Consider the following 21,371-nt stretch of genomic DNA (forward strand, 5'->3'; position numbering starts at 1 on the left):
TGTCAAAAATGAATCACTTTTGCAGGGCTAATTAAACACTTAAACACTGATTAAATGAAAAGAATCTACTTGGCTATTGCGGCTATTTTTGTTTCCGCGATGGCGTTTGCACAAGGAACTCTTACTGGTACGGTTACCGATGGAGACATGGGCGGACCACTACCGGGCGCAACTGTAATGGTTAAAGGAACCACTACAGGAACATCTACCGATTTTGATGGGAACTTTACTTTGGAGGTTGAGCAAAGTTCAGGGACTTTGGTAGTAACTTACATTGGATTTCTAAGACAAGAAGTCGCTTTCTCCTCCACAGGAAACATGGGTACAATTGTACTTATGCCAGATGCCGAGCAACTTGGAGAAGTTGTTGTAACAGGAGTAATGGATATCGCAAAAGACAGGGAGACTCCTGTTGCCGTGTCCACTATAAAGGCATCCGAAATTGTAGAAAAACTCGGTTCTCAGGAATTTCCTGAAATATTGAGGTCTACTCCTTCTATCTATGTAACAAAACAAGGTGGTGGTTTTGGTGATGCCAGAATCAACGTTCGTGGTTTTGATCAAAGGAACACTGCGGTAATGATAAACGGTGTACCTGTAAACGATATGGAAAACGGATGGGTATACTGGAGTAACTGGGCAGGACTTTCCGATGTAACTTCAGCAATGCAGGTACAAAGAGGTCTTGGTTCTTCCAAGTTGGCCATCTCTTCTGTAGGTGGTACCATTAACGTAATCACTAAGGCTGCCGATCTTCAAGAGGGTGGTACTGTTGCTGCCTCGGTAGGTAACAACGATTACTTGAAAACAACAATGGGCTACAACACAGGTCTTATGGAAAATGGACTTTCTGTAAGTGCAATGTTTGGCCGTACTGCTGGTGATGGTTATGTTCAAGGAACTCCGTTCGAAGCATACAACTACTTTGTAGCTATTGGGTACAGACCTAACGATAAGCATGATTTCCAGTTTATGGTAACTGGTGCTCCTCAGCAACACTTCCAAAGAGGATATGCTGAATCTATCTCTAACTACATCAGATACGGAAACAACGGCATAGACCCTAACATTCGTTACAACTCTGACTACGGTTATAGAAATGGAAAAGAAGATACATTCTCTGGAAACTTTTACCACAAGCCTAAGGCAATGGTTAACTGGGATTGGAAAATCTCTGATAAATCTACCTTGTCTTCTGTAGTGTACGCTTCACTTGGTCGTGGTGGTTCTATTGGATCTATCGGTCAAATCAATGATTCCAGATCTTTTTCCAGCCAATTTAAAGATGCAAACGGTCACATCCGTTTTGATGACATCGTTGCATGGAACAGAGGTGCTGATGTACCAGCATTTGGTGTGCCAAGAGAAGGTTATACAGGTGGAGGAGATCCAGCTTACCAAGGACTTTTCATAAATGGTAATAACAGTTCTTATGGATTTGAGAATGACAGAGATCACGTTGATGGACCAGAAAATGGTATTTCTCAGCGTTCTTCCATGAACTCTCACAACTGGTACGGTACCATTATCAACTTCCATAACGATGTAAATGAAAACTGGTCGTTTGACCTGGGTATTGATGCTAGATCTTATAAAGGTATCCACTACAGAAGATTGGTTGATCTTTTAGGAGCTGATGCTTACGTAGGAAATGATAATATCAACAACACCTACAACTTTACAACAAACACTTATGCGCCAACTATCGGAAACATTTGGAATGTATTCAAAAATGTTGATGATGAAACCAAAATTGATTACTACAATGATGGTAAAGTACAATGGTTGGGTGCTTTTGGACAAGTTGAGTACAAAACAGAGAAAGTTTCTGCATTCTTGCAAGGAGGTATCTCTAACCAAGGATTCAAAAGAATCGACTACTTCAATTATTTGGATTCAGATCCAGAGCAAGAAACTGATTGGGTGAACATCGTTGGTGGAAACATTAAAGGTGGTATTAACTACAATATTGATGAGAAGCACAATGTGTTCGCCAATGCTGGATACTATTTAAAGCAGCCTATTTTCGATGCTATCTTCTTGAACTTTGTAAACGATATCAACGATAACTACCAAAATGAGAAAATTCTTGGTTTGGAAGTTGGATATGGGTTTAGAAGTCAAGCGTTTAGCGCCAATGTTAACTTGTACAGAACTTCATGGTCAGATAGATTCCTTTCAGAAGGTGTAAACATTACCGATCCTCAAGGAAACCTATTGTTCCAAGGAACTGCCAATTACGATGGAATTGAGCAAGTACACATGGGTGTGGAAGTTGACTTTACAGCTCGTCCTACATCATTCTTGACCTTCAACGGTATGTTGTCTGTAGGTGATTGGACATACAATGGAAACCCAACAGCGGACGTATTTGATGATGGTCAGAACCTAGTAGGTCAGTCAAGAATTATCTTGGATGGCGTAAAAGTGGATGATGCCGCACAAACTACATGGAGATTGGGAGCTACAGTTGAGCCAGTGGAAAACTTGTTCTTCGATGCTAGCTGGTACCATGCTGCTGACCTTTATGCTCAATTCGATGTTCCTTCTTTCCAAGATGAGAACAGCGATGGACAGCCTGATGGTGGTGATTTCCAATTGAAATTGCCTGCGTATGACTTGTTCGATGCTGGAGTTTCTTACCGCGTAAACGTTGGGAAACAAAAATTGAAGTACCTAAACTTGAGATTGAACGTGAACAACGTTTTCAATGAAGTTTATATTTCTGAATCTACTTCCAACAGAGAAGCACAAGCTGGAGACGAAACTTGGAACGGTGTTAACGTAAGAAACAACGTATTCTGGGGCTTCGGTAGAACTTGGAACGTTGGACTACGTTACAGATTCTAATCCACCTTTTTAATAATATTAAAAGCCCTTCGCTTTGGCGAGGGGCTTTTTTTATGTTTAAAATTCCGTATTTTTAAACCTTAAACTATACCTAATGGAAATCATCAAGAACCTACACTCTTATTTGGCCTACGTGGTTTTGGCCGTTTTAGTAATTGCCGTTGTCAATGCCATAGCGGGTTGGATGGGCAAAAAGGACTTTACACTCCACAAAGACCTTCGTATAAGCTTATTTGCCCTTATTTTGAGCCACATACAGCTCTTGGTGGGACTAATTCTATACTTTGTATCAGGTAATGGATTCAAGGCCATTCAAACCTTGGGTATGGGTGGATTAAATGCCCCGGCAAGACTTTTGGCTGTAGAGCATCCATTCATCAACATTATTGCCTTGGTTTTGATTACGATTGGGTGGTCACGTCATAAAAAATTGATGGAAAGCGAACGCAAGTTCAAGACCATCTCCATTTTTTATGGACTAGGTCTTTTGTTGATTTTAAGCCGTATACCATGGACACAATGGTTCGTATAACAAATCACCTTTTCATTTGACAACACAGATACCGTTTTGTCATTTTGAGCGCAGTCGAAAGGTGGATAGAACGTCTGCATGATATTCGATGTGACAGATGACTTGAAATCCTTGGACCTACCTCTAATAAATTGATAATGAACCATTAACTAATTTGAAGGTGGTGGTATGCCATTCGCATTTCGGCTAACGTAAAGGGAAAACCAACCTATACTTTTAGTGAGTCGATCATTTTTACCGATTCTGATGAAGTGGGTTCAACAAATTCACCCTAAAACGCCCCCGAGGATTTTACCCCAGGGGTATGGGATTAAATTTTTAAAATGCTTTATAACTAAATCGTTGTCCACCTACCGAGGCATCAGCCATAAGGCCAGCTTTAGGTAAGGCAAAAACCGCAACGCCATCTTTGTATTTGGCGTTAAAAGCTATACCCGATTTTAAAGCGACAGCAGAGGTTTCAGCTGCAAACTGGAACTTTTCGGTTTTAAATCGCTGTAAATCCACATCCGTTTCAAAGAAAATAACTTCAATAATGGCCTGTCCACCGGCCTGCAATCCAATATTCAATTTTTTAAGGTCGGCCAAACCCACAGCATTACCGTTTTCATAAACAACACCGTTCCCCGATGCACCGCCGATAATAAAACCACCTTTGCCCACATTTGGAAAAATAACATACCCTGCAGATTCGTCAAAGAAGCGCTCCAAGCCAGGACTTGTCTCTAATAAAGTGGTCTTTGCCTTTTGGGCATCAGCCATAATTTTCTTATCTTTTTTACTCTGTGCAAAAGCACTTGTTCCCAGTAATAATACTGTAATCACTAGGAAGGATTTTATCGTTTTCATACTAATTATTTTTTGTGTTCACTCAAAGTTAGAAAACGTAGTCGCTGATATTGGGATAGGCTTTCCCAATAATTGTTAAGAAAAGCATATGAGTTAAGATTTCTCTATATCGAATCAATTTTCAATAGAGAACAACTATGTTTTAATAGTATTTTAATATCAAACCTCTATGATGGAGAGGCTCATTTTCGTAACTTTAGTAATCTGAAAATCTATTTAAAACAACTATAATATCATGAGTAAAGAAATGGCAAACGGGGCAGATGCAAGTCAATGCCCATTTTTAAGTGATGTAGCCGGTGGAGGCACACAAAATGAGGATTGGTGGCCCAACCGACTGAAGTTGGAACTATTGAGCCAGCATTCAGAAAAATCAAATCCATTAGGAAAGGATTTCAACTATGCGGAAGAGTTTAAGAAGTTGGATTATGAAGCCCTTAAACAGGATTTGTTGAATGTGATGACGGATTCGCAAGATTGGTGGCCAGCAGATTTTGGTAGTTATGCAGGTTTGTTCATTCGTATGGCATGGCACAGTGCAGGAACCTATCGTGTCCAAGATGGCCGTGGTGGTGGTGGACGCGGACAGCAACGTTTTGCTCCTCTTAACTCATGGCCGGATAATGTGAGTTTGGATAAAGCCCGTCGTTTGTTGTGGCCCATCAAACAAAAGTACGGTCAAAAAATATCTTGGGCAGACCTTATGATTTTGGCAGGTAATGTAGCCTTGGAATCAACAGGATTTAAAACCTTTGGTTTTGCTGGAGGTCGTGAAGATGTTTGGGAACCGGACCAGGATGTATATTGGGGTAACGAAACCGAATGGTTGGCAACAAGTGATGCGCCAAACAGCCGTTATCAGCATAATAAAGAAGAACGTGAAATCGAAAATCCATTGGCGGCAGTACAAATGGGATTGATATACGTAAACCCAGAAGGCCCAGATGGTAACCCTGACCCGGTAGCTGCAGCACATGACATTCGCGAAACATTTGAGCGTATGGCCATGAACGATGAAGAAACTGTAGCATTGATTGCTGGAGGTCATACCATCGGAAAAACACATGGTAATGGTGATGGTGAAAAAGTAATGATGGATGCAGATCCAGAAGCAGCAGATTTGGCATCACAAGGCTTTGGATGGGAAAATAAAAATGGCACGGGAAAAGGGTCGGATGCCTTTACTTCTGGTTTGGAAGTAATCTGGACATCTACCCCAGTGAAATGGAGCAACGATTTCTTTAAATTCTTGTTCGAATTCGATTGGGAATTGACCAAGTCTCCAGCAGGAGCACACCAATGGGTAGCTGCCAACGCTGAGGCCATTATTCCAGATCCGTTTGGAGGACCTAACAGAAAACCAACTATGTTGACTACGGACCTTTCTTTGCGTTTTGATCCTGCCTACGAGAAAATTTCACGCAAGTTCTATGAGAATCCTGATGCTTTCGCGGACGCTTATGCCCGTGCGTGGTATAAGTTGACTCACCGTGATATGGGACCTGTTTCTCGTTATTTGGGACCAGAAGTACCAAAAGAAGAATTGATCTGGCAAGATCCAATTCCAGCAGTGGATTATACCTTGGTTGATGCTTCAGATGTAAAAGCGTTGAAAGCAAAAGTATTGGAGTCTGGAGTTTCCGTTTCTGATTTGGTGTACACTGCTTGGTCATCCGCAGCAACTTTCCGCGGAGGTGACAAGCGTGGTGGTGCCAACGGTGCACGAATTAACTTGGAACCGATGAAAAGTTGGGAAGTAAACAAAGGAACCGACAAAACCATAGCTGTTCTTGAAGGAATAAAGGATGAATTCAATAGCAATGCCAGTGGAGGTAAGAAAATTTCCTTGGCCGATATGATTGTTTTGGCGGGTAGTGCAGCAGTTGAAAAGGCAGCGAGCGATGCTGGTGTGCCAACTGAAGTTCCATTTACACCTGGCCGTAACGATGCGACTCAAGAACAAACTGAAATAGATTCAGTTGAGTATCTGAATACACCTTACGATGGTTTCAGAAACTATGTGGTTAAGGGAATAAAAGTGCCTGCAGAACATTTATTGGTGGATAAAGCACAATTATTGACGCTAACCACTCCTGAAATGACCGCTTTGGTAGGCGGTTTGCGTGTACTTGGCGCCAACTTTGATGGTTCAAGACATGGTGTATTTACCGATAACATCGGTGTATTGAGCAACGATTTCTTTGTGAACTTGCTCGACATGTCTACCGAATGGAAGGCAGCCAATGAAGAAAAAACACTTTACGAAGGTGTTGACCGTAAGACAGGCGATTTTAAATGGTCTGGAACAAGAGTGGATCTTGTTTTTGGTTCCAACTCTATCTTACGTGCCCTAGCAGAAGTATATGCCGAGGCTGGCTCAGAAGCAAAATTTGTAAAAGATTTTGTTGCTGCTTGGACCAAAGTAATGAACCTAGATCGTTTCGATCTAGCTTAATCAAATCCTTGTAATAAAAGGAAAAGAAAATTAATCATAAAGGCTGCCATGACTTATAGGGTTATGGCAGTTTTTTTATAACTTTCACATAGCTATGAACAACAAAGAAGAACTCTTTAATCACATACGGAACGGTAACTCAAAAGCAGTTGGTTCCCTATTGGACAACAATCCCGATTTTTTGGAAGCTAAGGACCAAAGAGGTTCAACGCCCTTATTGTTGGCAGCCTATTATGGCCATGAGGAAATGGTCCAATATTTATTGGATAAGGGAGCTCAAGTGGATGCCTTGGACGGATCAGGAAATACAGCCCTCATGGGAGTGTGTTTCAAGGGATACACGACCATAGCCCAAAAATTAATAGATGCAGGGGCCAATGTCAGTCAAAAAAATGCCATGGGCGCTACCTGTCTTATATATGCAGTAACCTTTAATAGAAAGGATATTGCCGAATTACTTTTGAAACATGGAGCAGACAGTACTGTAAAAGATGCCAGAGGCAAAACCGCCATGGACCTTGTTCTGGAACAAGGAAATAGTGAATTGGAGGAACTTTTAAAAAAATATTAGATGCCCACTACCTTGAACATTGCTTTGATTCAAACAGATTTATACTGGGAAGACCCGGAAACTAACCGAAAAATGTTTGAAGATAAAATGGCAAGTGTTCCCGATGATGTGGATTTGGTCGTTCTCCCAGAAATGTTCACGACTGGTTTTACCATGCGGCCTGATAAAATTCCACTTTCTGAGAGCCAAGAAACCCTTGAATGGATGAAGAAAATTTCCAAGCAACATAACAAGGCGTTGATTGGGAGTATCATTTTTCAAGAGGATGAAAAGCATTATAACCGTTTGTTTTTTACTACACCGGATGGTAATCTTGAATCGTATGATAAAAAGCACACTTTTACACTAGCTGGTGAGGACGAGGTTTATGAGGCAGGCAACAAAAAGCTCATATTTGATTTCAAGGGATTCAAAATCTGCCCGTTGATATGTTATGATCTTCGATTTCCTGTTTGGGCCAGAAATGCAGAAGATTATGATGTACTGATCTATGTTGCCAATTGGCCCAAGAAGAGAATCAATGCATGGGATACTTTATTAAAGGCCAGGGCAATCGAGAACATGTCCTATTGCGTAGGAGTTAACAGGATAGGTATGGATGGTCTGAATTATGAATACCCGGGACATTCCGCTGTATATGATGTTTTAGGGGAGCCATTGGTTTTCTCCAAGGACAATGAAATTCTATATGCTACATTGAATAAAGAGCACATTAATGTTACACGGAAGAAACTAAAATTTCTGGAAGACCGGGATACCTTTAGTTTGAAAGGATAAATGTCTCTTCCATATCCCAGTTGGCCCGAACGTCTATAACTCCGGGATAATAACTCACTCTTTCCGGTTGTATCTTTTCAAGATAATTTCCGGTATCCAATTTGCCATTGCCATTTTCATCCAAAACAACTCTGATCACGTACTTGCCCGGATTCAAATGGTTGAACTCGAAGATTTGGGGTTCAGAAGCTAGAATCTCTCTTTGGACCTCTCCTTTTTCGTTGGTCAGTTGCATAATCACTGGATATGTAACATCACCACTAAGGTTTACTCTTAAGTTGCCATAATCGGCATAACTTCCCGTTGATAAATTATAGGCCAATGTATCGTTTTGTATTCCAAAGAAATCAGTGATGGCACCCGGTAAAAATGAAAACGAATATTTTTGGTTGGGCTCCTTCTTAAAACCAAAATCAACCTTGTTGTTCAAAGTATCCAGTGTGTATGTGTAAGCTGTGGGAATGGAGTCGCTGACATTCAACGAAATATAACTGGTATCCAATGTAACAATCGGAGTGTTCGCCAGTACACTAAAAGTATCTTCAAAATTTAATTTTCCACTAACGGATGTGGACAGTTTTAAAGAATCCATGGGCAAGTCCCGCATTTTAACCGTAAAAGTGTCCAAGGTCTGGACTCTATCATTTCTCACGGTAAAAATTATGGAATCCTGTTCGGCAGGTGTCATCCAATAATTTAGGGTGTCTTTGTTCCTTTCTTTGAGCAATGTTGTTTTTACAGAATCTGGAAGGGTAGTCAGGGTTTCGATGATCATTTCTTCATGATTGCCCTGATAACCGAACATAATTCTGTTTTTAGCTACCAAACTGGGAACCGAAGGTTTGTAATTCATCTCCTCCCTGAACAGGTTCAATAGATAAATGGAATCTGTTGGTAAGGTGATGGTATCTTCTATAAAACCAATTTTGTCTTGACCTTGGTCGAACATATTGTTCTTGTTCACATCTTTCAATCCAAAGAGGGCGTAAGTTCCTCCTTTAAGATTCTTTAACTCAAAAAGAGGTAGACTATCTCCGGTATTTGTAATGTATAATGGTGGCTCCTTATAAATGGTGGAATCTGTATAAGTGCTGTCCACAGCATAAAGCATCACACTTATAAATTCATCGGCTTTACGGTTTACCGCATCTTTTACAGCGCCTGTTAAGGTTAGTGAATCGAGATAATCGCCTGTTGAGAAAACATAACTCAAGAAACTGTTTGGGTTACTTTCGTTATTGTCCACAATACTCTGCCCAAAATTGATGGTATAGGTTGTATTCTCCCTCAGTGTATCTTTTATTATAAGCTCAATATATTTGCTTGGCCCGCCCATGGGAGTAATTTCGGCAGGGTTTTTAAATGGAGGTGAAACCACTAACTGGTTCTGTACATCCTCCAACTTTATAAGCTCATCAAAATAAAGGCGTATTTTTTTTGCGTCGAAGTTAGTAGTGAAGTTTTCCGGCTCACTTCGAATTAATTTTGGAGGTATAGTGTCTTTTGGGCCACCACTCGGGGAACCTCTTTTGGCGCACTGCCAAAGGGCAAGTACCATAAATGAGATAAAAAGTAGACCCAATAATTTTTTTAAGTATACCATGCCTTAAATCAATGTGGGACAAAGAAACAACTAATTTAAAAAACGGGGCAATGCATTAATAAAATTTAACCCTCTGGAACCACGGCCATACTCAACACAAAAATCTCAATTTCAGTAGCACGTAGAATGGTTTGTGCACAAGACTCGATTGTTGCACCGGTAGTTATAACATCATCGACCAGCAGTATGCGCTTAAATTTATTATCTAAGGATGTATTTAGCTCAAAGGCATCTTTGGAACTTTCCCATCTACTTTGTCTTCCTTTTTTGGTTTGTGTTTTAATGTTTTTGGTTTTTATCAACCAGTCATCGCAATAGTTGGCACCCAAATTTTCAGCTATGGTCTTGGCGAATTCGGCAACCTGGTTGTATCCTCTTGTCTTTAGTTTTTTGGGATGCAGTGGAACGGGAATTACGGCATCAATATTTTTTAGTTGCCCATTTTCCTTTAAAAGGGAGCCATACCAATTACCAAAAAATTGCCCGATTTGTTCTTGATTTTTGTATTTAAGCCAGTGCAATAAATTTTTTACAATCCCATTTTTTGTAAAATAAACGAAAGAAGCTGCCTTTTTTATCGGAATTCTCCCATAAAATATACGGTCCACTGCATTTTCTTCCAGATAGTTATGATCGGTGAGTGGCACATCATGTCGACAAACGGCACACAAAGTGTGTTCTCCACTAAATAATTGGGCATTACATCCAAAACATACCCTTGGCAATAGGATGTTGTTAATCTCGTTTATTATCTTAGCCAACCTTTTTGGTGTCAAATCTTTTACATTTTAGAGTAGTCTGTCAACCCCATGAACTCCCAAGATAACAATTTCAACTACAAAATTATCTTTGCCGCTATGGCAGCGGTTATTGTGGGGATTCTTATTGCCTTTTACTATAGTTATGCCCAGTCCAAAAACCAAATGATCTATTTGGAGGAGGAAAAGTCACTTTTGGTAAAAGATTTAACGTTGATGAGGGCTGAGGTTGATAGATTATCCGGATTGAACGAGGTGAACGAAATTGAGCTGCAAACGTCTCGTTTTAGAGTGCAGCAATTGTTGGATTCCGTAGGAAGATTAAATTTCAGCATTACCAAGTTAAAAGAAACCAGAAAGGAACTTCGTAAGTTGGAACTTCGGTTTGACAGCCTGAAGCTCAAGAACAATTTTTTACGTTACAACAATAGCCTTTTGGCCGCTAAGTACGACGAAACCATTAAACAATTGGAAGAACTAAGGGGCAGGGCCAATAACATGGAACGTACAGAGTCGCTACTAAGAGAGACCAACAAAGAACTAACAAGGGAGCTCCGCATTAAAAGTTATCTAAAACTGCAGGATGCAGAGGGCAGTGGGTTTAGATTAAGGGCAGGCAGACCCATTAAAACCAACAAAGCGTCGGTAATCGAAAAGTTAAGAGGGTGTGTAACCATTCTTAGCGATCCGAATTCCGATGGGGATATCAAGGTACTCTACTTACAATTCTTGGACCCAAATATGGCCGTAATCGAAGACAATGCGAATACTATTTCTGTAAGTGGCAACACCTATAGTAAAAAGGTGGAAATTGTGTACACCGGAAAAGAAATAAGTGTATGCGATGCGATTACAGTTCCGGAAGGCTCGTTGCCGGAAGGAATTTATACCTTAAATGTGTTCGAAGACGAAAGATTGTTGGCTTCTACTGAATTTCAGCTGAAATAGCATACTACTTTTTGGGTAAAATTCTATTTTTGCCCAATGGCAAATCAGGAAGACATTTTTAAGAAGGTTATCTCCCACGCAAAGGAGTACGGTTATGTATTTCAATCCAGTGAGATCTATGATGGACTCAGTGCAGTTTACGACTACGGTCAGAACGGTGCGGAGTTAAAAAAGAACATTCGCGAATATTGGTGGAAGGCCATGGTACAGCTCAATGAAAATATTGTGGGTATCGATGCCGCCATATTTATGCATCCCACCACATGGAAAGCTTCTGGCCACGTGGATGCCTTCAACGATCCTTTGATCGATAACAAGGATTCCAAAAAAAGGTACCGCGCCGATGTTCTAATCGAGGACTATGTTGCCAAAATTGAGGCTAAAATCGATAAGGAAGTGGCCAAAGCGGCCAAGCGCTTCGGTGACAGTTTTGATAAGGAACAATTTCTTGCCACGAATAATAGGGTACTAGGTTATCAAGAGAAAGCCGATTCAATTCTTAAAAGAATGGGTCAGTCTTTGGAAAAAGAAGATTTGGCCGATGTAAAAGCATTGATCGAGGAATTGGAAATTGCCTGTCCACTTTCTGGTTCAAAAAACTGGACCGATGTTAAACAGTTCAATTTGATGTTCGGAACCAAATTGGGTGCCTCTGCTGATAGTGCTATGGACCTATACCTTCGTCCAGAGACAGCACAAGGTATATTTGTCAACTTTTTGAACGTTCAAAAAACCGGAAGAATGAAAATTCCGTTTGGTATTGCCCAAACAGGAAAAGCCTTCCGAAACGAGATTGTAGCCCGTCAGTTTATTTTCCGTATGAGGGAATTTGAACAGATGGAAATGCAATTCTTTATAAAACCAGGTACCCAAATGGAGTGGTACGAGGCTTGGAAAGAAAAACGAATGAAGTGGCACCTTTCTTTGGGAATGGGAGAAGATAATTATCGTTTCCACGACCATGAAAAATTGGCCCACTATGCCGATGCTGCCGCCGATATCGAATTTAAGTTTCCATTCGGATTCAAGGAATTGGAAGGAATCCATTCCCGTACTGATTTTGATTTGGGCAAGCATGAAGAATATTCTGGCAAAAAACTGCAATACTTCGACCATGAAGAAAACAAGAGCTACACTCCATATGTACTGGAAACATCCATAGGATTGGACCGTATGTTCTTGGCCGTGTTCTCCAACTCCTTACAAGAGGAGGAATTGGAAAATGGCTCAACCAGGACAGTACTTAAGATTCCAGCGGTGTTGGCACCGAATAAGGTAGCCGTTCTACCTTTGTTAAAGCGCGACGGACTACCCGAAGTGGCCCAGAAATTGGTGGATGAACTGAAATGGGATTTTAACGTGGATTACGATGAGAAAGATGCCGTAGGTCGTCGTTACCGTCGTCAAGATGCTGCGGGGACACCTTTCTGTGTTACGGTGGATCATCAAACCTTGGAAGACGACACGGTGACCATTCGCCACAGGGATACTATGGATCAAAAGCGTGTGAAACTTTCAGAGGTGAAGGATATCATCTCCAAAGAAGTGGATATGCGTTACTGGTTACAGAAAATCTAAGCTGACAATTTTATAAAAGGAGTCAGGTCGAGCACAGTCGAGACCAATTCTTAGTGATAATCTCTCGACTTTGCTCGAGATGACATACATGCAATCTTGATTGTTTAAAACAAGCCTGTAATTTCCCCATCATCGTTGATGTCGATTCCTTCGGATGCTGGATGAGCCGGCAAACCGGGCATTCGCATGATATTACCCGTAATCGGAATCAAGAAACCCGCGCCAACGGCAATTTCAATTTCTCGCACTGTGATGATAAAATCCTTGGGCCTGCCCAAAAGTTTTGGATTGTCCGACAGGGATTTTTGTGTTTTTGCAATACAAACGGGCAAATGCTCTAAACCAAGGTCAGCGATTTTTCTTAGGTCGGCTTTGGCCTTCGTAGTATAATCCACATATTCTGCTCCGTAAATTTCGGTGGCAATGGTGGCTATTTTATCTTTTACGCTGGTTTCCCAATCGTAAAGAGGCTTAAAAGATGAAGCTTTGGATTCAACAATTTCTATAACGGCTTTTGCCAACTCTTCTGCCCCTGCACCTCCTTTGGCCCAAACGTTGGCCACAGCAACTCGAATTCCCTTGGATGCTGCAAATTTTTGAATCACATCAATTTCTTCATCGGTGTCCGAAACAAATCTGTTTATAGCAATTACTGGTACCATCTTAAACTTGCCAATGTTCTCTAAGTGCTTTTCCAAGTTAGGGAGCCCTTTACTTAATGCTTCTACATCGGGCTCGGTCAACGATTTTAAATCGGCCCCACCATGGTATTTTAATGCACGTATGGTTGTTGTGAGTACTACTGCCTTTGGTTTTAGCCCTGCACTTTGGCATTTAATATCAAAGAATTTTTCTGCACCCAGATCAAATCCAAAACCTGCTTCGGTAACGGTGTAATCGGAATGCGACATACCCATTAAGGTTGCAATTACGGAGTTGGTACCTTGGGCAATGTTTGCGAAAGGTCCACCATGGATTATAGCAGGATTGCCCTCGATGGTCTGAACCAGATTGGGTTTTATGGCATCTTTAAGAAGAGCGGCCATAGCACCTTCAGCTTTTAGATCTTTGGCATAAATGGGGTTTTTATCATAGGTGTAGCCTACAAAAATATTTCCCAATCGTTTTTTGAGGTCGCTCAAGCTTTCTGCCAAACATAAAATGGCCATAATCTCGGAAGCCGCGGTAATATCAAAACCGGTTTCCCTTGGTATTCCAGAAGTTGTTCCTCCCAGACCTACAATGATATGGCGAAGAGAACGATCGTTCATGTCCATAACCCGTTTCCACCCAATAGTTCTAGGATCTAGCTGAACGGAATTCGTCTTGCTTTGAATGTTATTATCGATAATGGCAGCCAAGAGATTATGCGCCTTTTCAATAGCGGCAAAATCACCCGTAAAGTGAAGGTTGATGTCTTCCATGGGCAATACCTGGGAAAACCCACCACCTGTGGCACCGCCCTTTATGCCAAAAACAGGTCCCAAAGATGGTTCACGTAAGACTACGGTCGTTTTTTTTCCCAAGCGGTTCAGTCCCTCGGAAAGTCCTATGGACATGGTAGTTTTTCCTTCACCGGCAGGGGTAGGGGAAATTGCAGAAACCAAAATAAGGTTGCTTTCTTGGGCTTTTTCTCGATTTATGGCTGTTAATGGAAGCTTTGCCTTGTATTTTCCGAACATTTCAATGTTCTCGGGGTCGATTCCAAATTTTTCTGCAATATTGGATATGTGTTTTAAAGTAACACCTTTGGCAATCTGTAAATCGGTCATAGTTAAATTTTATGCGGTTTGCAGCTTTCAAAGCAGCAATATTTGAAATACAAGATACTATAATCGGGTGAGTTAAACTATGACAATTGTAGGGTTGGGAATTACTCCACTCGTTTTCCTTCCGTAGTGAAAGAAAGGCCTTGTTGCCCAGAAGTTGAAATCATAACACCCTCAAAATAGGGCTCGTGCATATTAGGTTCAATACTCCAATGAAATAGAAAATTGGCCCCTGTCCCTCCTTCCTGGTCTTTTTCATCGATTACGATTTCCACCGTTTCCATAGGTTTAATATGGATTGGAAAATCAAAATAGGTACGGATAGCATTACCGTGGGTATCAAAATATTCCGCTTTGGTAAGGTAAATGGTATCCTTTAGGTTGGTATTCCGCATACTAATGGTACTGGTCAGGTTATGTGTGCGATGTTCGGTCTCGCTGTAAATTTCGGAGTATACGGATAGATAGGAAACACCGTTTAGCAGTGAATCGGTTTTGGAAATGGAGGCCCTTCGTTGGTTCCAATTCACAGGGTCGACCGAACTCACCTTTTGAGGTGGTTTTTCGTTGCAGGAAATAATGATAAATACCAAAACAAGGGGCAATAACTTCCTCATAATCCAATTTTGCTAGCTGTTAACTAAGATAAGGATTCTGCAATACTTGTGCAGATACCTTCCTATAAATTAATCTTTCAGCTTTTTGAACAACAAATAGGAATAAATCACAGGCACCAAAACCATGATTGCGATGCAACTCATATAAATGATGATATTTATCTTTTCATTGAAAATTAAGCTGCTCAGGATAATGAGAAGGCCTCCTGCAAACCAAATTTTACCACCCAATTTGTGGGTCTCTTTCCAAACGCTTTCATTTTCCAAGGTCCAAGGGGTTCGTATACCGATAAAATAGTTGGCTTTAATGGTCTTGAAATAATTTCCAAAAATGATGAATAGCACTCCAGTTAACAACAAGATGTAATTTGGATTAGCAATGGATTGATTTTTTGCAATGTAAATAAAAAACAATGCCAAAACGGACATAAAAGTTGTAATGACCAACTTTAAGGAATCGTACTTTTTGCCCATTTTTTGAATCTGCTTTTTGGGGTCTATGTGGGGAACCACCAAGAGAATTACATAGATCAGCAAAGGCAGCAAAATGGGAATAAGGACGAGCTCGGACTTATCTCCGTAGCGGTCTATTTCACCCTTGATGTTATAATGCAAAGGCACTTCTTGCGGGAGTTGGTTCCATATGTAGGCCAAGTACAAAAACGGAAGCAAAACAATGCCGATGATCGGAAGTTCTTTTTTTAGGTTCATAATTATTTTTTTAAGGTTAGTATCCAATTGAGCAAATCTTCTAAAATAGTGGTGTTGAGGGAGTACTCTACAAACTGCCCTTTTTTTTCGCTGGTGACCAAATCAGCTTGCCGTAGAATGTCTAAATGATGTGAAATACTTGGCTTCGAAATATTGAACCGTTCGGCAATCTCTCCAGCATTCATGTCCTTTTCTTTGAGCAATTCGACAATCTGCCTACGGGTTTCATCATTCAGGGCCTTGAAAAGCGAATTCATTTAAATTAGTTATTTAGATAAATATCTAAATAATGAATGAAATATGCAAATGTTTGTTGTACAATGCTTTAAGATTGAATGGAAAAAAAGGCCATGCTGAACTTATTTCAGCATAAAACAATTATACTCTGAAATGAATTTAATAGGTGCTATTTCATTCCATACAATGCCTTGCCTGCTTCTTCATATTTGTCACCTGCATTCCAAAATAATTTGTCCGGGGTATTGGCAATCAAACGGCCAGAGTAAACATAACCTTGGTAGAATTTTAGAAGGTAGTCATAATCCAGACTGTCCGCTTCGTCATCGGCTTGGTGATAGTATTTCATGATTTCCTCATCAAAACTATCAAAGCCGGTGGAGTATGTTGGAGCTGGTATACCTTTTTTTGCAAAGCTCACATTATCACTACGATCAAACAGTCCTTGTTCGGGTGCCGGGTCGCCAATAGCTTTTAGGCCAAATGCGCCCGCACCTTCTACAATCAATGCTTCCGCCGAAGTACGCTCCAAACCAATTATAGTGGCCAAGGAAGTATCGTTGTAACCACCACCATCGGTGTTAAAGCAATACGAAACCTCATGTAAGGGAATTAGAGGGTTATCAGCGTAGTACTTGCTTCCCAACAATCCTTTTTCTTCAGCAGTGAACCAAATAAAAAGTGCTGATCGTTTTGTAGGGTACTGGCTGAGGTTTTCCAACATGGATAGCACGGCAGTAACTCCTATATTGTTATCACGGGCCCCATTGTAAATGGAATCACCTTCTGCATTGGGCTGACCAATGCCCACATGATCATAATGTGCCGAATAGATAACATATTCGTTTTTAAGCTCTGGGTCTGAACCTTCCAATACTCCAACTACATTTTGTGTATCGAGATATTTTTTGGATTGTCCATCAGATTTGACGCTAAAAAGCATTACCTCACCTTTTTTGAAATCGGGATTGTATTTGTGCGTGTTTACCCAAGTATGAAAGAAAGTGGACTCGTCCGTTGCGTTGGATTCTTCTCTTATTTTGGTTCCTGCACTTACGAAGTGCTTTACCCTGGTCCAGAAACTTTCATCAAAATCTACAAGTTCTATTAATCCTTGCGCTCCATTTTCCTGTGCCAGTTGCATTTTTTTAGATCGGTTGCGAAACATTCCATTGGGGCTTGGATCTTCACTAGATCCAGCTAGTACCACAACGGTCTTCCCGGAAACATCAGCATCTTTAAAATCCTCTTCGGATCCATAGCCTAAAAATACAGCGTTTCCAGAATGGTCTATTGCTGGCATTTTAAAATTGGCCGTCAACGGATATTCCATATTCTTTAGGGAAAGTTCCACATAACTGGGCGGCTTGGATTGTTGCAGTTGAAACTTTTGATAGTAAGAACCGTTTTCCGAAACCGGTTTTGCCCCATATTTTTGAAGTTGACTAGCCAAATAACTTGCAGCAATCTTGTTGCCTTTGGTTCCAGCCTCGCGACCCTCCAATAAGTCATCGGATAAAAATCTAATATGACTTTCAATGGTATTTTTATCTACGGTTCCCGAGGCCTTTTCTTTATCCGATTGGGCATAAAAAAAGACGACGGACATGGAAAAGGCAAAACAGAGGGCGAGGGATTTTTTCATAAAAATCTAATATGTAGTTAGTTGTATGGTTGGCGAAAACTAAGTTAACATTTTTTAAGAATATGAAAATCTACTTTTTACCTGGAACCACTCCTTGTTCGGTTAAAATACCTTCCATTTTTAAATGGGTTATTACTGGTTTTTTTGCCATCCGAACCAAACTTACATGATCAAAGGCCATGGAATCCTTGGGATTTTGACTCCCGCCTGTTGTTCCCAAGATAGTGTAGCTATGTCCTTTTCGTATTTGGTTTGAAAATGAATGGAAATGACCGTTGATAACAGTGTAATCGCGATCGGCCAGAACATCTTCCAAAGGACCGAGTCCTTTTTCGTCTTCACGCATCCAAAGAGGCTTGTGCATAAGAACAAAGGTCCATTTAACATCCGTGTTATTTTCAAGAACCTTTGTAAAGTAATCCAATTGTTCCTTGCTCATACCACCAATGCTCCTTTCGGGCATATTATAATATTCGGACTCTTCGTATTTGCCTTCTATTTCTCCGCTGATGATTTTTAATGCCTTTGCCCTAGCTGTATAGATTTCCATCATTCTTTCCTCTTCATAATCTTCTGAATCCATCATTAAAAACAATACATCTTCATATATGAAATGATAGTAACGAGGTCCAAATCGGTTTTTCCAGAACTCTCGCATTACAGGATTTGTTAGGTCGTGGTTGCCACCCAAATGAAAGAAAGGCATGTTTAGCTTGGCAGTACGTTCCTCAAAAGAATCCCATTCTTTTTTAAGTTGTAGGGTATCTTCGGTACCTCCATCGATCAAATCTCCGACACTGAGCACAAATGTGGGGTCCAGCATATTCAATTGTTCGACTGCTGTTGCATAGACCCCTTCTCTTTCTCCACCGTTTAGATCGGAAATAATTCCGAAAGTAAAATCATCTTCAGTAGTTTCAAAGGTTTCGCTGGTCCATGGTTTTGGTCCCGAATCAACAACATGCTGAAACTTTACAGGTGCTTTTTCAACGGGTTGTTCAGTTTGTTTGCACCCTATAATACCTAATAGGGCGAATACTATAATTAAGGAAGTCCTCATAATTTAGTTTTTTCTGTAATCCAACGCGGGCTCCCTATCTCCCAATAATGCCTCATATTTAAAATCGGGTCCTCTGCGTTTATCGAAATCGGCTTTTACAGCCTCCAATAGTTTGGGATTTTTGAACAGATCCATGGCAGAAAGGGCTATGGTCTTGGCTGCTACCATCATTCCTTTAAAACCAATGTCCGTACCACCGGCGGCCACGGCCTGCCAGCTATGGGCGGGGGTGCCTGGTACCCAAGTTGCCGTATTTACAGCAGCAGTCGGAGTGTTCCAGCTTACATCCCCAGTATCGGCAGAAGCTTTACCATAGGTAAATTCCATAGGTTGAATCTCTCCTGCGCTTTCAATAGGCTTTGGTGCTCCCAAAGTTTTTTGAATTTCCTTGGCAAATTCAAGATCTTCTGCAGTATAGTCCACACCTCCTACCAAGGTCATATTATCGTGCATTATTTTAGAGAGTGGTTCGTTTGGTAATTTCTCATAAGTACCTCCGATAATTTCATAGGTCATTTCCGTTTCTGTGCCTATCGCGGCACCCTCGGCAGCTTTTACTACACGGTCCCATACGGCTTTTACTTCCAATCTATTGGAATGGCGGATCACATAATAGACTTCAGCTTCTTTGGGAACAATGTTTGGTGCATCGCCACCTTTGGTAATCACATAGTGGATACGAGTAGGCTCTGTGGTGTGCTCACGAAGCATGTTGACCAAATCGTTCATCCCTTCGACACCATCCAAGGCAGAACGGCCCAGTTCTGGCGCCATTGCAGCATGCGATGACTGACCTGTAAATCGGAATTTACCTGAAATTGTAGCTAAATTGGTACTGGGGTTAGATGCGTTTCTATCCCCTGCGTGCCATGAAACTACGGCATCCACATCATCAAAAAGCCCTGCACGGACCATATAAACCTTTCCTGACCCTCCTTCTTCAGCAGGTGTTCCGTAAAAACGGATAGTACCCGATTTTCCGGATTCTTTCAGGTAATTTTTGGCGGCAATGGCAGCTGCCATGGACCCTGTGCCGAATAAATGGTGACCACAGGCTTGTCCCGGGGCATCAACAACTCTTGGTTTTCTGAAAGGAACTGCATCTTGTGACATACCTGGTAACGCGTCAAATTCACCAAGAACCCCAATAACCGGGCTGCCTGAACCATAGGTCGCTGTGAAAGCTGTTGGAATTCCTGCTACACCTTTTTCAATGGTAAAGCCTTCTTTCTCCAATTCACTTTGAAGAAGCGCTGAACTATTTTCTTCTAAATAACCTAATTCGGGATTGGTCCAAAGTTCTTTGGCGATTTCCTTATAGTGGTCTTTTTTGGCATCTAGATCGGCAATGATTTTTTTCTTGTCCTTTTGAGCAAAGGCGATTGTTGAAATCAGTAAGAATACGAAACTGAGTGCAAGGGGTTTTTTCATTATTGAAGTTAGTTTTGGTTGGTTATAAGCAATATGTTCAAATATAACACTTATACCCAAGAAGATATGCCATAGTGATGAACACTAAAGTAATATTACCAAATAAAAAAAATGGCTTACTTTTTCTTGATGGGTATCCAAAACTCTTCCTCGGATTCCGGATGTTCGCCTTTGTATTTATCCCCCATTAAGGAAAAATAGGGTCTATTGTCCATTTCGTATTGCGAATTTGGGAGCCATTCACCATAAATATATCTGAAAGCGACCATTACTTTGCTGGGTTTTCCTTTGTAGTGAAACACGGCATAAAGACCTTCTGAAACGGTCAGGATTTCCATGCCCTCCGGTATTTGTTCTACTTTGGATACAGCAATGGCAGCCCATTTTTCAAATTTGCGTGTTGGGTCAAAATTTTGAAAAAACGTAGTGGTAGGATAAATTTCTACAGCGTAGCTATCCTTGTTGATTGCATAATCTATTTCTTTTTTTCGCGGAGAAAAACTCCGCCAAAGTTCAAAAGTGTTGTTTTTGGCAAAGGAAGTGATTGATTTTTTGCTGACCAATAGGTTAGAGGGCAAGGTCTGTATTCTGGGAATCATCAGGCTTTATTTATACTAGGCATTTTCTTTGACTCTAAACTTAACTATTTCTTCAATAAGGTCGAGGGGTATGGGGTGGTCCAAGGGAAATTGTACCGATCCTTTTCCTTGTTTGTATATAGAAAGCTCTTTTTTAAATGCTTCGTGTCCAGAAGGTGTCGCATAAAACCCGATATGATTTTTATATCCTGCAAAGTAAACCAAAGGTTTTCCGTTGGATTTGTAACCGGGCATACCATAGGCCATTTGTTCTACAGCATTTGGCGCAGCTTTCTTGATAATGACCCTTATTTTTTGAAGGTGTTGCTGAACAGTATCAGGAAATTTTAAAATATAGAAGTCTATTTCATTCATGTTCAGCGATTTTACAGTTTAAAAATA

General features: G+C 40.8%; 19 protein-coding genes. 7 read left to right on the forward strand and 12 right to left on the reverse strand.

Annotated elements, in window-relative coordinates; translation table 11 throughout:
- Nucleotides 1-54: 54 nt before the first annotated feature.
- Together PY091_RS07930 and PY091_RS07935 are read left to right on the forward strand one after the other, a co-directional pair.
- Nucleotides 55-2,850 (forward strand): TonB-dependent receptor, encoded by a 2,796-nt coding sequence (locus PY091_RS07930; RefSeq protein ID WP_275649172.1) that lies wholly within the window; start codon nt 55-57, stop codon nt 2,848-2,850.
- 94 nt (nt 2,851-2,944) lie between these two features.
- Nucleotides 2,945-3,382, forward strand: coding sequence for a hypothetical protein (locus PY091_RS07935; RefSeq protein WP_275649173.1), 438 nt, complete (start codon nt 2,945-2,947; stop codon nt 3,380-3,382).
- 318 nt (nt 3,383-3,700) lie between these two features.
- On the opposite strand, the gene PY091_RS07940 is transcribed toward PY091_RS07935, so the two are convergent.
- A complete protein-coding gene (locus tag PY091_RS07940; protein ID WP_275649174.1) occupies nt 3,701-4,231 on the reverse strand; it encodes a lipid-binding SYLF domain-containing protein in 531 nt (176 codons plus the stop codon).
- Nucleotides 4,232-4,466: 235 nt separating this feature from the next.
- On the opposite strand from PY091_RS07940, the gene katG reads away from it, so the two are divergent.
- From katG to PY091_RS07955, 3 genes are all read left to right on the forward strand, one after another.
- The gene (katG, locus tag PY091_RS07945) at nt 4,467-6,686 is read left to right on the forward strand and encodes a catalase/peroxidase HPI (protein ID WP_417956865.1); all 2,220 of its coding nucleotides are present in this window, start codon (nt 4,467-4,469) and stop codon (nt 6,684-6,686) included.
- A gap of 94 nt (nt 6,687-6,780) precedes the next feature.
- Nucleotides 6,781-7,257, forward strand: a complete 477-nt coding sequence (locus PY091_RS07950) for an ankyrin repeat domain-containing protein (protein ID WP_275649175.1) — start codon at nt 6,781-6,783, stop codon at nt 7,255-7,257.
- Complete coding sequence (locus PY091_RS07955; RefSeq protein WP_275649176.1) at nt 7,258-8,034, forward strand: nitrilase family protein; 777 nt, start codon at nt 7,258-7,260, stop codon at nt 8,032-8,034.
- Here the strand turns inward: PY091_RS07955 and PY091_RS07960 are convergent.
- The gene (locus PY091_RS07960; protein ID WP_275649177.1) at nt 8,018-9,637 is read right to left on the reverse strand and encodes an Ig-like domain-containing protein; all 1,620 of its coding nucleotides are present in this window, start codon (nt 9,635-9,637) and stop codon (nt 8,018-8,020) included. The genes PY091_RS07955 and PY091_RS07960 overlap by 17 nt on opposite strands.
- Before the next feature lie 65 nt (nt 9,638-9,702).
- A complete protein-coding gene (locus PY091_RS07965; protein ID WP_275649178.1) occupies nt 9,703-10,398 on the reverse strand; it encodes a ComF family protein in 696 nt (231 codons plus the stop codon).
- Nucleotides 10,399-10,446: 48 nt separating this feature from the next.
- On the opposite strand from PY091_RS07965, the gene PY091_RS07970 reads away from it, so the two are divergent.
- Both PY091_RS07970 and PY091_RS07975 read left to right on the forward strand, forming a co-directional pair.
- The gene (locus tag PY091_RS07970; protein WP_275649179.1) at nt 10,447-11,343 is read left to right on the forward strand and encodes a coiled-coil domain-containing protein; all 897 of its coding nucleotides are present in this window, start codon (nt 10,447-10,449) and stop codon (nt 11,341-11,343) included.
- Nucleotides 11,344-11,379: 36 nt separating this feature from the next.
- Nucleotides 11,380-12,921 (forward strand): glycine--tRNA ligase, encoded by a 1,542-nt coding sequence (locus tag PY091_RS07975; RefSeq protein WP_275649180.1) that lies wholly within the window; start codon nt 11,380-11,382, stop codon nt 12,919-12,921.
- A 104-nt stretch (nt 12,922-13,025) separates the two neighbouring features.
- On the opposite strand, the gene PY091_RS07980 is transcribed toward PY091_RS07975, so the two are convergent.
- The 9 genes from PY091_RS07980 to PY091_RS08020 form a co-directional block, all read right to left on the reverse strand.
- On the reverse strand, nt 13,026-14,693 hold the full coding sequence (locus tag PY091_RS07980) for a formate--tetrahydrofolate ligase (protein WP_275649181.1): 1,668 nt from the start codon (nt 14,691-14,693) through the stop codon (nt 13,026-13,028).
- A 101-nt stretch (nt 14,694-14,794) separates the two neighbouring features.
- Complete coding sequence (locus PY091_RS07985; RefSeq protein ID WP_275649182.1) at nt 14,795-15,307, reverse strand: DUF3124 domain-containing protein; 513 nt, start codon at nt 15,305-15,307, stop codon at nt 14,795-14,797.
- Nucleotides 15,308-15,376: 69 nt separating this feature from the next.
- Nucleotides 15,377-16,018, reverse strand: coding sequence for an SdpI family protein (locus PY091_RS07990; protein ID WP_275649183.1), 642 nt, complete (start codon nt 16,016-16,018; stop codon nt 15,377-15,379).
- A gap of 2 nt (nt 16,019-16,020) precedes the next feature.
- Nucleotides 16,021-16,275: an autorepressor SdpR family transcription factor gene (locus PY091_RS07995; RefSeq protein ID WP_127018811.1), complete on the reverse strand. Its 255-nt coding sequence runs from the start codon at nt 16,273-16,275 to the stop codon at nt 16,021-16,023.
- Between the two features lie 149 nt (nt 16,276-16,424).
- Nucleotides 16,425-17,900: a M28 family peptidase gene (locus tag PY091_RS08000; RefSeq protein ID WP_275649184.1), complete on the reverse strand. Its 1,476-nt coding sequence runs from the start codon at nt 17,898-17,900 to the stop codon at nt 16,425-16,427.
- Nucleotides 17,901-17,970: 70 nt separating this feature from the next.
- Nucleotides 17,971-18,960 (reverse strand): metallophosphoesterase family protein, encoded by a 990-nt coding sequence (locus tag PY091_RS08005; protein ID WP_275649185.1) that lies wholly within the window; start codon nt 18,958-18,960, stop codon nt 17,971-17,973.
- A gap of 3 nt (nt 18,961-18,963) precedes the next feature.
- Nucleotides 18,964-20,391: an amidohydrolase gene (locus tag PY091_RS08010; protein ID WP_275649186.1), complete on the reverse strand. Its 1,428-nt coding sequence runs from the start codon at nt 20,389-20,391 to the stop codon at nt 18,964-18,966.
- 116 nt (nt 20,392-20,507) lie between these two features.
- The gene (locus PY091_RS08015; protein ID WP_275649187.1) at nt 20,508-20,990 is read right to left on the reverse strand and encodes a GyrI-like domain-containing protein; all 483 of its coding nucleotides are present in this window, start codon (nt 20,988-20,990) and stop codon (nt 20,508-20,510) included.
- 15 nt (nt 20,991-21,005) lie between these two features.
- Nucleotides 21,006-21,344: an iron chaperone gene (locus PY091_RS08020; RefSeq protein ID WP_275649188.1), complete on the reverse strand. Its 339-nt coding sequence runs from the start codon at nt 21,342-21,344 to the stop codon at nt 21,006-21,008.
- Nucleotides 21,345-21,371: the final 27 nt, after the last annotated feature.

Origin of the sequence: Flagellimonas okinawensis, assembly GCF_029194005.1 — a bacterium.
GTDB lineage: Bacteria > Bacteroidota > Bacteroidia > Flavobacteriales > Flavobacteriaceae > Flagellimonas > Flagellimonas okinawensis.

Coding starts and splice junctions, on each gene's coding strand:
- PY091_RS08005 (WP_275649185.1), bottom strand. CDS start 18,960: ATGAGGACTTCCTTAATTATAGTATTCGCCCTATTAGGTATTATAGGG.
- PY091_RS08010 (WP_275649186.1), bottom strand. CDS start 20,391: ATGAAAAAACCCCTTGCACTCAGTTTCGTATTCTTACTGATTTCAACA.
- PY091_RS07980 (WP_275649181.1), bottom strand. CDS start 14,693: ATGACCGATTTACAGATTGCCAAAGGTGTTACTTTAAAACACATATCC.
- PY091_RS07950 (WP_275649175.1), top strand. CDS start 6,781: ATGAACAACAAAGAAGAACTCTTTAATCACATACGGAACGGTAACTCA.
- katG (WP_417956865.1), top strand. CDS start 4,467: ATGAGTAAAGAAATGGCAAACGGGGCAGATGCAAGTCAATGCCCATTT.
- PY091_RS07990 (WP_275649183.1), bottom strand. CDS start 16,018: ATGAACCTAAAAAAAGAACTTCCGATCATCGGCATTGTTTTGCTTCCG.
- PY091_RS08020 (WP_275649188.1), bottom strand. CDS start 21,344: ATGAATGAAATAGACTTCTATATTTTAAAATTTCCTGATACTGTTCAG.
- PY091_RS07935 (WP_275649173.1), top strand. CDS start 2,945: ATGGAAATCATCAAGAACCTACACTCTTATTTGGCCTACGTGGTTTTG.
- PY091_RS08000 (WP_275649184.1), bottom strand. CDS start 17,900: ATGAAAAAATCCCTCGCCCTCTGTTTTGCCTTTTCCATGTCCGTCGTC.
- PY091_RS07970 (WP_275649179.1), top strand. CDS start 10,447: ATGAACTCCCAAGATAACAATTTCAACTACAAAATTATCTTTGCCGCT.
- PY091_RS07955 (WP_275649176.1), top strand. CDS start 7,258: ATGCCCACTACCTTGAACATTGCTTTGATTCAAACAGATTTATACTGG.
- PY091_RS07995 (WP_127018811.1), bottom strand. CDS start 16,275: ATGAATTCGCTTTTCAAGGCCCTGAATGATGAAACCCGTAGGCAGATT.
- PY091_RS08015 (WP_275649187.1), bottom strand. CDS start 20,990: ATGATTCCCAGAATACAGACCTTGCCCTCTAACCTATTGGTCAGCAAA.
- PY091_RS07940 (WP_275649174.1), bottom strand. CDS start 4,231: ATGAAAACGATAAAATCCTTCCTAGTGATTACAGTATTATTACTGGGA.
- PY091_RS07960 (WP_275649177.1), bottom strand. CDS start 9,637: ATGGTATACTTAAAAAAATTATTGGGTCTACTTTTTATCTCATTTATG.
- PY091_RS07975 (WP_275649180.1), top strand. CDS start 11,380: ATGGCAAATCAGGAAGACATTTTTAAGAAGGTTATCTCCCACGCAAAG.
- PY091_RS07930 (WP_275649172.1), top strand. CDS start 55: ATGAAAAGAATCTACTTGGCTATTGCGGCTATTTTTGTTTCCGCGATG.
- PY091_RS07985 (WP_275649182.1), bottom strand. CDS start 15,307: ATGAGGAAGTTATTGCCCCTTGTTTTGGTATTTATCATTATTTCCTGC.